13 protein-coding genes are annotated in these 10,667 nt (G+C 58.4%); 9 read left to right on the forward strand and 4 right to left on the reverse strand.

Translation table 11 applies throughout. The annotated features are described in order from the left end of the window. A partial coding sequence (locus HMPREF3009_RS01090; protein ID WP_232760855.1) for a hypothetical protein occupies positions 1–902 on the forward strand: 902 nt, incomplete at its 5' end. A gap of 332 nt (positions 903–1,234) precedes the next feature. Here the strand turns inward: HMPREF3009_RS01090 and HMPREF3009_RS01095 are convergent. Further along, on the reverse strand, positions 1,235–1,783 hold the full coding sequence (locus HMPREF3009_RS01095) for a hypothetical protein (RefSeq protein WP_232760857.1): 549 nt from the start codon (positions 1,781–1,783) through the stop codon (positions 1,235–1,237). 77 nt (positions 1,784–1,860) lie between these two features. On the opposite strand from HMPREF3009_RS01095, the gene HMPREF3009_RS01100 reads away from it, so the two are divergent. The 3 genes from HMPREF3009_RS01100 (at position 1,861) to HMPREF3009_RS01110 (ending at position 4,699) form a co-directional block, all read left to right on the forward strand. Further along, positions 1,861–2,805, forward strand: a complete 945-nt coding sequence (locus HMPREF3009_RS01100; protein ID WP_005325328.1) for a methionyl-tRNA formyltransferase — start codon at positions 1,861–1,863, stop codon at positions 2,803–2,805. A 65-nt stretch (positions 2,806–2,870) separates the two neighbouring features. Then, positions 2,871–3,887 (forward strand): iron-siderophore ABC transporter substrate-binding protein, encoded by a 1,017-nt coding sequence (locus HMPREF3009_RS01105; RefSeq protein ID WP_005291893.1) that lies wholly within the window; start codon positions 2,871–2,873, stop codon positions 3,885–3,887. Positions 3,888–4,060: 173 nt separating this feature from the next. Continuing rightward, positions 4,061–4,699, forward strand: a complete 639-nt coding sequence (locus tag HMPREF3009_RS01110) for a DedA family protein (RefSeq protein WP_005325329.1) — start codon at positions 4,061–4,063, stop codon at positions 4,697–4,699. A gap of 10 nt (positions 4,700–4,709) precedes the next feature. On the opposite strand, the gene HMPREF3009_RS01115 is transcribed toward HMPREF3009_RS01110, so the two are convergent. From HMPREF3009_RS01115 to HMPREF3009_RS01125, 3 genes are read right to left on the reverse strand one after another with little or no spacing between them, the layout of a single operon-like run. Further along, positions 4,710–5,492 (reverse strand): ABC transporter ATP-binding protein, encoded by a 783-nt coding sequence (locus HMPREF3009_RS01115; RefSeq protein ID WP_232760859.1) that lies wholly within the window; start codon positions 5,490–5,492, stop codon positions 4,710–4,712. A gap of 50 nt (positions 5,493–5,542) precedes the next feature. Continuing rightward, positions 5,543–6,637: a FecCD family ABC transporter permease gene (locus HMPREF3009_RS01120; RefSeq protein WP_005325330.1), complete on the reverse strand. Its 1,095-nt coding sequence runs from the start codon at positions 6,635–6,637 to the stop codon at positions 5,543–5,545. After that, complete coding sequence (locus HMPREF3009_RS01125; RefSeq protein WP_005325331.1) at positions 6,637–7,755, reverse strand: FecCD family ABC transporter permease; 1,119 nt, start codon at positions 7,753–7,755, stop codon at positions 6,637–6,639. Before HMPREF3009_RS01125 ends, HMPREF3009_RS01120 begins: the two co-directional genes overlap by 1 nt. A gap of 524 nt (positions 7,756–8,279) precedes the next feature. Here HMPREF3009_RS01125 and rpsH point away from each other — a divergent pair. The 5 genes from rpsH to rpmD are packed head-to-tail and all read left to right on the forward strand — an operon-like array spanning position 8,280 to position 10,465. Next, positions 8,280–8,678, forward strand: coding sequence for a 30S ribosomal protein S8 (gene rpsH, locus HMPREF3009_RS01130; RefSeq protein ID WP_034986964.1), 399 nt, complete (start codon positions 8,280–8,282; stop codon positions 8,676–8,678). Between the two features lie 14 nt (positions 8,679–8,692). Further along, entirely contained in the window at positions 8,693–9,229 is a 537-nt protein-coding gene (gene rplF / locus HMPREF3009_RS01135) for a 50S ribosomal protein L6 (RefSeq protein ID WP_035004244.1), read from the forward strand. Next, the gene (gene rplR / locus HMPREF3009_RS01140; RefSeq protein ID WP_035004242.1) at positions 9,229–9,639 is read left to right on the forward strand and encodes a 50S ribosomal protein L18; all 411 of its coding nucleotides are present in this window, start codon (positions 9,229–9,231) and stop codon (positions 9,637–9,639) included. The genes rplF and rplR overlap by 1 nt, the downstream gene beginning before the upstream one ends. Before the next feature lie 40 nt (positions 9,640–9,679). Then, positions 9,680–10,321, forward strand: coding sequence for a 30S ribosomal protein S5 (gene rpsE / locus HMPREF3009_RS01145; protein ID WP_012359604.1), 642 nt, complete (start codon positions 9,680–9,682; stop codon positions 10,319–10,321). A gap of 3 nt (positions 10,322–10,324) precedes the next feature. Next, positions 10,325–10,465, forward strand: a complete 141-nt coding sequence (gene rpmD / locus HMPREF3009_RS01150; RefSeq protein ID WP_035004239.1) for a 50S ribosomal protein L30 — start codon at positions 10,325–10,327, stop codon at positions 10,463–10,465. The last annotated feature ends 202 nt before the right edge of the window (positions 10,466–10,667 follow it).

The raw sequence follows: 10,667 nt of genomic DNA on the forward strand, positions 1-10,667 counted from the left end.
CAGGTGTCTACCAAACAGGGGTCAGGTCCCAGATTTTTCAGGTTGTCGCATATGCTGTTCTTGGAATAGTCCCTGGTCAAATCCCATTGATGGGTGCTTTGGTTGGAATCTTTTTGCTTGGAAGGTTTGTTTCGCCTCTGAGAGGTGCTCTTCCTCCACGTTACCTGCAAAAAGAGGAGCTAGTTAGTTTCAAAATTGGGCTACGAACAGCAACGTTGACTGTCGTTCTACTTGGGACAGCCACCGTATCATGCATTCTGCTTTTTGATATCTCGATTCGAACCTTTGCTGCGTTGCTTGGGATTTTTGGATATTTTGTTTGTATCCTCGCGACGCAAGTATTGAAGCAAAATCAAGGGGTCGAGGTTGTACGCCGAGCTTCATTTCCCGTCAGATTTTCATTGGCAACAGATGTATGGATTTCTTGTCTAAAAGTCCTTGTTACATTCGCAATTGTCACAACCGGTTCCGTTCTAGTGCCGTACATACTGGCATCCAAGGGAAGTAAGCTTAGTTGGTTGCTATTGTGCTCTGTATTTATAGAAATTGCGATCAATTATGTTATCCAGAAGAACTCTGGCTTCAAGGAAGGAGGTGGGGCTTCAAATTTCGCCTTACTCTTGCTAGCAGTTGCTTTGGGGGTGTTTGGCGGGATTCTCTTAGTTAGCAGTGCCGTGCTCTTACAATCAATGATTGTCTTTTCATTAGCCTTGATGGCGGTATTCTGCTTTAATCATACCGCCCGGACGTTCGCAACTATTATGGCTTGGCAGTTTCAGTATGAGAAAGGTGATGATAAAGATCGGACATTTGTAGTAGCTATATTTTCGATGGCGTCAGCTTTTGGTATCGGGTTTGCAAATTTAATAGGTGCAAAAATTTACGAAGTAGTAGGTGTGTAAATTTATAGTGAAGGATATCTTCGAAAGCCCGAGAATTAACAGTAGGAATAGACGTGGGCGCTGGTACCCACGACATGAATCTTGGATGCAGTGCGCACGAGCGCGAACTTCGACGCACCCATGCGCGAGCCCTAGTAGTCCGTCTGGTCGAGTGAATTGGTCTATTAGCAGTGTCGGTGGCCGTCTATTGGAATGGTTTATTTGCGACCAGCGTTTTAGAACACGTGAAAGAATGCGGCGGCTAAGGGGGGGCAGGTCTTTCAAATCAGCTTGTACTTCTCCTCGATCTGGAATCATTGGTGACCTTCATGAGTGCACTTCTAAGTTTGCGTTCATAGGCCTGAGGACAAGCAATCACACGGGTTCCTGAACCCCATAACCTCGTCATTTAAGGGACTATATGCCTGACGTTTTAAGTCTTTAGCGCTCCCGTAAATCGGCTCTTCCGTGACTGCCCGGTCCAGTGCGCCCGTGAGGTCATGCAGATGGATCCAGTCATCGCCATCCAAAAACACCACGGTGGTATCCGCACCGCGGTCATCGAGGCGCGCGGTGCAGCGCCTGCCGAATACCTTCCGGTCGATGGACAGGCGTGCGCCGGGCAAGTCCGCGATGACTTCTGGGGAGCGAGGCGGCCAGAGTGTCTGGTCCACAGAATCGCCGCTCAATAGGCTCGCCTGTGGGCCTGCGCCGTGTGCGTTATGTGGATCGGGATATTTCAGCTCGCCGGATTGAAAGCTATAGGTCACTGCTGAGTGCGCCGGGATGCGCACATCGACGGTGGACATCGATTCGGTGAGCTCGACGTTCGAGCGGTAGGGGTCCGGGAAAACGAGGGCTTCCGCATCCGCGGGCACCGAGATTCGGTGAAGGGTGGTCACGTCCGGGGAGTCTGGCATGAAAATTGCGCCACTTTCATCATTGACTACATAGGTAAACCTAAGCTAACATCCCCTGCATGCGAGTTGCTGTTTTCGGCTATCAGTCGTGGGGACACCGGACGTTGTCTGCGGTCATCAATGCTGGTCATGAAGTAGTTTTGGTAGTTACGCACCCTGCCAGCGATCACCCTTATGAGCAAATGTGGGCAGACTCCGTTGAGGAGCTCGCCAGCGAACATGAGCTCCAGGTGTGTGTCACTGAGCGCGTGGGTCAAGACGTCATTGAGGCGTTGCGCGATGCTGCACCAGACATCATCGTGGCCAACAATTGGCGAACCTGGCTTCCTCCCGAGGTTTTCAGCCTGGCCAAGCACGGCGCATTGAATGTCCACGATGGTCTCCTGCCCGAGTACGCCGGATTTTCGCCCATCCTGTGGGCGCTGTTGAACCGGGAAACTCACGTGGGCGTCACTGTGCACGAGATGGATGAAGTGCTGGACGGCGGACCCATCGTTGCCCAGCGCGCGATCCCCGTGGGTCCGCAGGACACCACCACGGATCTCGTGGCCAAGACCATCGACCTCATCGAGCCCCTCGTGGAACGCGCATTGAGTGACGTCGCCCAAGGCACCGCCACTGCGCAACCTCAAGATCCCACCCGCGCTACGTACTTCCACAAGCGCGGCGAGCAGGAATCTCGCATAGATTTCACCCAACCTGCGGAAGATATCGCCTTGCTGGTCAGGGCGCAGTCCGACCCGTACCCCAATGCTTACTTTGAATTCCGAGGCCAGCGCGTCCGCGTGCTTTCCGCGCACGTCTCGCAGGGCCGCTTCGGCGGAACCCCCGGCCGAGTCACCATCCCTCACGAGGGAGGAATCGCGGTGGTCTGTGGATCGCCCCGTGCCAACGTGCCGGCGCCGGCGATTGTTCTGGATCGTGTTCGTCTCGACGACAACTCGGAACTGACCGCCACCGAATTCTTTGGACATAGGGCTGGATATATCCAACCAAAGGTTTGACCTTTCCCTTTTGTGTACGGGCCACGCCTCGCGCGGAAATCCGTCACCAGTAACAACGGAGAAAAATGACACTCAAGAAGATTCTCGTTAGCACCGCTGCTGTGCTGACCTTGGGCGCGGCACTGACCGCTTGCTCGACTGATGACCAGTCCGGAAATTCCGGGGACTCCCAGGCAGTCAACGCCGAGCAGGGCGCATTCCCCACCACCATCGAGCACCGCTACGGCTCCACCGAAATCAAGGAAGCCCCGCAGCGCGTGGTCTCCTTGGGCTACACGGATCAGGACGCACTGCTGGCGCTGGGAGTTACTCCTGTCTCCGTGAAGTACTGGGACGGAATGACCCCGGATGGTCAGGCTGCGGGCAACTGGTCCAATGACAAGATCGAGGGCGACACTCCTCGGATCGACAAGGACACAGAAGTCAACGCGGAAGCCATCGCCAAGGACAATCCAGACCTCATCGTGGCCGTGTACTCGGACATCGATGAAGACACGTACAAGAAGCTGTCTGAGATCGCCCCTGTCGTCGTACAAAAGGGCGAATACGAAGAACTACAGCAACCATGGGACGTGACCACGGAAGAGATCGGGCAGGCCGTGGGCAAGCCTGAAGAGGCAAAGCGCCAGGTGGAGCAGGTCAAGGAGAAGTTCGCAGAGCTCAAGGGCCGCCACCCAGAATGGGCCGAAAAGGAACTCGGCGTGGCCACTGTCTCCGACGAGAGCCTGGCTGTCTTTGCCGAGGGCGATCCGCGTAGCCGCTTCTTCACCGAGCTGGGATTCAAGATCAACCCGGCCTACGCGGGCATCACCAAGGACAAGTTCTACGGTGAGGTCTCCAAGGAAAACGCAGACCAGATCAACTCTGACGTGCTGGTGTGGGATCAACTGTCTTACTCTCCGAAGCAGAGCAAGGCTTCTGTGACCGAGGATCCGATCGTGGGCAAGCTGCCCGCCGTGAAGGACGGACACAGTGTCTACCTGGAAGGCGACCTGGAAAAGGCCTTCGGATGGCAGACCGTGCTGAGCCTGAACTACCTGCTGGACAAGATCGAGCAGCCGTTGGCAGACGCCACGAAGTAGTCTGAATCAACTGCCGAACCGCCCCGCATGAACGTGCTGGGGCGGTTTTGCTGTTGCTGGCTAGGGGACGGGCACTCATGGGGATAACGGATGCACGCTAGGGGCGAGCTGCCTGTATTCCGGTCAGAAACCGGGGTAAGAATAGACCAGTTGTTTTCTAGAAGGGATTCCCTGTGCACTTAAGCGACCTCATGGACGCCACCACCCTGCTCCAGAACTTTGGCGGCTGGGCGCTCGGCGGCATTGCGCTGATTATCTTTATTGAATCCGGCGTGCTCTTCCCGTTCCTCCCCGGCGATTCCATGCTGGTCACCGCGGCAATCTTGCGCGATCAGCTGGGCTTGAACGTTCCGATTCTGGTGGGCGTGGCCATCGTCGCGGCGTTCTTGGGCGACCAGGTAGGTTTCTGGCTCGGCCACCGCTTTGGCCGCAAGTTGTTTAAGCCCGACGCCAAGATCCTCATAACCGAGCACCTCGAACAAGCCGAGGCTTTCTTCCTGAAGTACGGGCCGTTGGCTCTGGTACTGGGGCGCTTCATCCCGATCGTGCGTACCTACATTCCCGTGGCCGCTGGTACCGCGGAGATGCCGTACAAGAAGTTCGTGGGATGGAACGTCACGGGTGCAGTGCTGTGGATTGTCAGCATGGTCGGCATTGGCGTGCTGCTGGGGGATATCCCGGGCATTGCGGATCGCATCGACATGATCGCCATCGTCATCGTGCTGGTGTCTGTGACTCCGGTGGTGATTTCCGCGATGATCAACTGGCGGAAGTCCAAGAAGACTCCCGCCCAGGAGCTGATGGAGGACTAAGCCCTGATCGTCACTTGGGGACGATCAGCGGACCGCCGGTGACAGGATCCTCGATGACTAGCGCGTTGAGGGCAAACGCCTCGAGCAGTAGCTCTGGGGTAATGACCTCGCTGGGACGCCCGGTGGCGAGGACCTGTCCATCCTTCATCACCACGAGATTATCGCTGTAGCGTACAGCCAAGTTGAGATCGTGCAGCACCATCACCACAGTCCGATCCAGCTCTCGGCGTAGACGCTGCACCAGCTCCAAAATCTCTACCGACGTGGCCAGATCCAGGTAGGTGGTGGGCTCGTCCAGGAACAGGATGTCCGTGTTCTGCGCAAGAACCATGGAGATCCACACACGCTGCCGCTGCCCTCCGGACAGAGAATCCAGGGTGCGCTCCGCCAGCCCCATCGAGCCAGTCATTTCCAGCGCCTTGTGCACCTCGGCTTCGTCCGTGGACGACCACTGACGGATCCACGATTGGTGTGGGTGCCGACCGCGCGAGACGAGATCAGCCACGTTGAGTCCCTCCGGGGCGGTAGGGGTTTGTGGCAGCACGCTGATGGTCCGTGCGAGGTCCTTGCGCCTGATGGATGAGATATCGGCGCCGTCTAACAGCACTTCGCCCTCATTCGCCGGAAGGAGACGAGACATGGCTCGCAACAACGTGGATTTGCCGCAGCCATTGGGGCCGATGATTGTGGTGATCTGCCCGCGAGGAAAGTCCACGTCCAAGCCTTCGATGACCGTCCGGTCGCCGTAGCCCACGGCGAGGTCGCGTGCGCTCATGCTGTGCTTCTGAGTCATGTGTCCTTCTTTGTTCGCGGCACTGCTAACTTCCAGGGTGGGATCTTTTCTCATGCCGTGGTTGACCTATTCCGTTGGACCAGCAAATAAATAAGGAACGCACCGCCGATTGCCGAGGTGAGAATGCCCACCGGCAGCTCTACGGGCAGAAGAGTTTGGGTGCTGATATCTGCCAGCAGGAGTAGCGCAGCGCCGGTCAGCGCAGAGGCCAGAAGCGGTGGTGCAGAGCAGTTGCACAAGCGCAGCGCCACCTGTGGGGCCACGAAGGCGACGAACCCGATGGGGCCAGCGGCCGAGACCGCCACTGCTGCCAAAGCCACGGCAGCGGCGAGCAGAAGCACCTGCACACCCTGGACGTTTTGTCCCAAAGCCCGTGCAGTATCCGAGCCCAGCAAGGTGGCTAAAAGTTGGTGACCAATCCAGGCCAGCAGCGGTGTAAACACCAACACAACAATGGCGATGGGCCACATCTTGGACCAGTCCGCAGTGCTCAGGGAGCCAGTAAGCCAGAACTGCGCGGCCGCGGCATCGCGCAACTCCGTGCGGATCATCAGGAAGTTGATATACGAGGTCAACAGAGCAGAGATGATGATGCCGAACAGCACTAGCCGGAAGGAATCAGTCGATCTCCTCCACGCCAGAGCCCACATCACCGTTGCGGTGACAGCCGCACCAAGCACCGCGGCCAAGGGAATGCCGATGCTGCTGAGCCAGCCGAGGAAACCACCAGCGCCACCACCCAGAGTGATGACGGTGACCGCGGCCGCGGACGCGCCCGTAGTGAAGCCCAAGATATCCGGGCTGGCCAGCGCATTGCGAGTCACGGACTGAGTGAGGGCTCCGGATAATCCCAGCGCACAGCCCACCAGAATGGCCGTCAGCGCACGAGGCATGCGCCAATCCAAAACCACCAGACGCTCAATGCGGGTGCCCTGGCCGGTGAACAGCACCTCCAGCACACGAGCCGGGGACACAGGATAGTCACCCAGGCCGATGGAGACCGCCGCTAGCAAGACGATCGCCACGAGCAGCAATAGAGACACCGTCAACGCGCGAGGGCGCCAGACCACAGAAAATGAGCCCACGCGGAATGGCGGGCGCCCAGGGATAGTGGAAGAGGTAGGGCGGGCAAGGAGGGAACTCATTAAATGGCCACCACCCGGCGTCGATAAATAAGGGCGATGAAGAACGGCGCGCCCACGAACGCGAGGATGATGCCTACTTGCAACTCGCCCGGACGAGCGATCAGACGGCCCACCACGTCTGCGAACAGCATCATCACCGCACCCGTCAGGGCAGAGTAAGGGAGGATCCAGCGGTAATCAGGGCCCGTGATGGCGCGCACGAGGTGCGGGACCACCAGGCCGATGAAGGTGATGGGGCCGGCGGCAGCTGTCGCGGCACCGGCCAGCAGTGCGATCAGAGCCATGCCAATCAGGCGGGCGCGCTGGGTGTTGATGCCCAGTCCGGAGGCGATGTCATCGCCCAGATTCAGGAGGTTTAGCTGCGGTGCCGTGATGAACGCCAGCAGGAGGCCCACCAGGATAAACGGCAGCACGCCGTAGAACACGGTGAGATCCCGGCCCGCGATGGAGCCGACGGTCCAGAAGCGCATGCGATCCAGATTGGCATCGTCAGTGAGGATAAAACCGCTGATGATGGCGCTGAGGACCGCGGACAAAGCCGCGCCGCCGAGGACCAGCGTCATTGGATTGGCCTGTCCTCCTCCTATGGACGCCAAACTAAACACCAACGCAGTAGCAGCGATGGCCCCACCGAACGCCCACATGCTGGTAGCCCACACGGACGTCACACCCAGCAAGGAGAAGCTGGCAACCACGGCCAGGGACGCACCGTAGTTGATGCCGAGAATGCCCGTGTCCGCGAGAGGGTTGCGCGTGTGCCCTTGGATCAATGCACCGGAGGCGCCAAGGGCAGCACCGGCGACTAGGCCCAACAGGGTGCGGGGAATGCGGAGCTCGACGATCACGCGCTGATCCACATTCAGCCCCTCCGCGTGGCCGAACGCCGTGCCGAGATCGCGGAACACGGCGGACACTTCTCCAAAAGGGATCTGCCGTGATCCAAACACGATGCTGGCAACGATGCTGGCGAGCAATAGGAGGAAAAGGACGCCGAGGCCGACGAGGCGACGCGGGATTTTACCTGATGGAGCGCTGGCAGAAGCGTCCGCAGTAGCGTCCGCGCGAGACCCCAGGTGTGATTGAGAAGGGGATTGCGCATGCGGGGTAGAGATAGCCATGCATTCCTCCTTGACGCGTGAAAGTCCATGATCTTAACGGGAGCAAGCTTATGTGAACAAGGTAAGCCTAATCAAAGTACTACAAGGAGGGATTGTGGAGCTGTGCAGGTGAGTGTGTGAGCCAGCAGGTGCGGCTAGTGAGGTCGGTCGGCCCTGAATGGCGCCGACCCTACACCTCAGCTCTATGCTTCTGAGCAGGGATTTGGACATGTTTTAGCTGGTTGCTAGGCTAGTCAGGTCTTGCCGTAGGTAGGTACCCCCATGTTCTTTTTTTCGACGCTAACGCGTCAAAATCCCGGGAATGCCACATGACCTGCGGAAAGAGTCTCCCGCTACAAGGGAGAAAAACTGTACATCCACTTTGTTACAGGCCCCTCGCCCGAAGCGGCCGCACGGATAAAGGCAGCGAGCACCCCTAACTACTGAGTTAGGCGGAGCGTGAGTAGCCAGCGATCGTGCGGTACACGCGATTCATCAAGGGTGAGCACGGGAACCGTAACGAAAAAGGCAACAGGTCACTTCACATGACCATGACTGATCCGATTGCGGACATGTTGTCACGAGTGCGCAACGCAAACAATGCGTTCCACGACACCGTGTCTATGCCATCCTCCAAGATCAAGGCCAACATCGCCGAAATCTTGAAGCAGGAAGGCTACATCGCCGACTACTCCGTTAACGACGAGACCGTCGGCAAGACCCTGGAGCTTAACCTGAAGTACGGCCCATCTCGCGAGCGTTCCATCGCTGGCGTGCGTCGTGTTTCCAAGCCGGGTCTGCGCGTTTACGCAAAGTCCACTAATCTGCCAAAGGTTCTCGGTGGCCTGGGCGTGGCTATTATCTCCACGTCCCAGGGTCTGCTGACTGACCGTGAGGCCAACAACAAGGGCGTGGGCGGAGAAGTCCTCGCCTACGTCTGGTAAGAGGAGGTTTAACCATGTCTCGTATTGGCAAGGCACCGGTGACCGTCCCCTCTGGCGTCACCGTCACCATCAACGGCCAGAACGTTGAAGTCAAGGGTCCTAAGGGCACCCTGGCTGAAGAGATTCCGGCACCAATCACCGTGGCTCAGGAAGGCGAAGAACTCGTCGTCTCCCGCCCCGATGACCGCCGCAAGAACCGTTCCCTGCACGGCCTGTCCCGCTCCCTGATCAACAACATGGTCGTGGGCGTTACTACTGGCTACACCATCAAGATGGAAATCTTCGGTGTGGGTTACCGTGTGCAGCTCAAGGGCCAGAACCTGGAGTTCGCACTGGGCTACTCTCACCCAGTCCTGATTGAGGCGCCTGAGGGCATCAAGTTTGCCGTCGACGGAAACACCAAGTTCTCCATCGAAGGCATCAACAAGCAGCAGGTTGGACAGATCGCCGCTAACATCCGCCGTCTGCGGAAGGATGACCCATACAAGGGTAAGGGCATCCGTTACGAAGGCGAGCAGGTCCGTCGCAAGGATGGAAAGACGGGTAAGTAATGAGCAACAACGCAACGAACAAGGAAGGCCAGCGTTTGCCGGTGGGCAAGGACATCTCCACCCGCCGTCGCAACGCTCGCGCACGTCGCCACTTCCGTATCCGCAAGACCCTGTCCGGCACCCCAGAGACTCCACGTCTCGTTGTGCACCGTACCTCTCGTCACATGCACGTTCAGGTCATCGACGACACCGTCGGTCACACCCTGTGCGCTGCGTCCACCCTCGAAGCAGAGGTCCGTGGAGTCGAGGGCGACAAGAAGGCACGTGGCGCCAAGGTTGGCGAACTGATCGCACAGCGTGCGAAGGAAGCTGGCATCGAGGCAGTCGTCTTCGACCGCGCTGGCTACCAGTACCACGGCCGCGTCGCCGCTCTGGCTGACGCCGCCCGCGAAGGTGGTCTGAAGTTCTAATGACCACCAACACCATGAACTCCAACGGAAGGAACGCGTGATGTCGGAACGTGACCGTAACGGCGGACGCTCCGCCGATAACAACCGCAACGATCGCAACGAGCGCGGCGGCCGCAACGACCGCGGTGGCCGTAACGATCGTCGCAACAACCAGCAGGACGAGCGCAACCAGTACATCGAGCGCGTCGTCACCATCAACCGTGTGTCCAAGGTCGTCAAGGGTGGTCGTCGCTTCAGCTTCACCGCTCTGGTGATCGTGGGTGACGGCCAGGGCATGGTCGGTGTCGGCTACGGCAAGGCCAAGGAAGTCCCGGCTGCTATCCAGAAGGGTGCCGAGGAAGCTCGCAAGAACTTCTTCCGTGTCCCGATGATCAACGGCACCATCACCCACCCGGTGCAGGGCGAGGCCGCAGCAGGCGTCGTCATGCTGCGTCCGGCTGCACCAGGTACCGGTGTTATCGCCGGTGGCGCAGCCCGCCCGGTGCTGGAGTGCGCTGGCGTCCAGGACATTCTCTGCAAGTCGCTCGGCTCGCCGAACGCCATCAACGTTGTTCACGCAACGGTGGCCGGCCTCAAGGAGCTCGTGCGCCCAGAAGAGGTCGCCGCACGTCGTGGCAAGAGCCTCGAAGAGGTTGCTCCGGCAGCCATGCTGCGCGCTCGTGCTGCAGGACAGGGGGCATAACCCATGGCACTGAAGATCCGTCAGATCAAGGGCACTGTTGGTAGGAAGCAGAACCAGCGTGACACGCTGCGTTCCCTCGGCCTGAAGCGCATCGGTCAGGAGATCATCCGCGAAGACAACGCTGTCACCCGCGGCATACTCTAAATAATCTTTCGGGAACCTTACATTAAACAGTCTTTCCCCATAGGCTGCGATATAGGAGTAGAAAACTCCCGGAAGTTGAAAGGAGACTTTGCAAAATGGACAATCTCGTCAATGAATTCCCTTCCGAAGACAATCCGTTCGTCAACGTGGGAAAGGAAGTTCGCAGTAAATGGGCTCTTCCGGTTTCGGGGTGCGTAGCGGG

This window comes from Corynebacterium sp. HMSC034H07, assembly GCF_001815175.1.
Taxonomy (GTDB): Bacteria; Actinomycetota; Actinomycetes; order Mycobacteriales; family Mycobacteriaceae; genus Corynebacterium; species Corynebacterium hiratae.